At 62.1% G+C, this 585-nt stretch carries 1 protein-coding gene; it reads right to left on the reverse strand.

What is annotated here, in order from left to right; genetic code table 11:
• A partial coding sequence (gene terL / locus SPMU_RS16580) for a phage terminase large subunit (protein ID WP_169715768.1) occupies positions 1-585 on the reverse strand: 585 nt, incomplete at its 5' end.

Raw genomic sequence — 585 nt, forward strand, 5'->3', positions numbered from 1 at the left:
CTAGCCGCGCACCAGACGTGACGGTCGGTTGATCCGCAGCTTGCGGCCAGTAACCGGATCGCGTTCGGCGAGCAGCTCGTCCGACCATAGCCGCTGATATTCGAGGAACTGCGTCATGCTGTCGACCTGGTCGTCGTTTCGGCTGAAGGGAAAACCCCGCAATTCATGGCGGAACGCCTCTAGCCACGGTGCCTCGGCCGGCAGCACGCATAGCCCTGCTTCGAGTTGACCGGTGACGCCCACCAGCCGCTCCTCCTTGCCTTGCCGCACCTTCCACATGAGCGGACGGAAATCACCGTTGGCACGAAACTCCTGCCACAGCGAAATACCCGATCCGGCATCCTCGATGATGACCTCGTCGGCGCGCCACTGGCGCTTCAGACGCAGTACCGCCCGCTTGAGATCGGGAAAAGCCAGTCGCGCGCGAAGCACATCAACGAGGTACCAGCGCCGCTCGCGATAGCCCCAGGTCGTGCAGACCGAATAATCGGCACCAGGCTCGTCGCTGAGCCCGGTATCCCAGCTCTGCACGATGCGGTAGAAGTCCTCGCGTTCGAACTCTTCATCGTAGTTCTCGAACCATTC

It is taken from the genome of Sphingomonas mucosissima, from assembly GCF_002197665.1.
In the GTDB taxonomy this organism is placed as follows: domain Bacteria; phylum Pseudomonadota; class Alphaproteobacteria; order Sphingomonadales; family Sphingomonadaceae; genus Sphingomonas; species Sphingomonas mucosissima.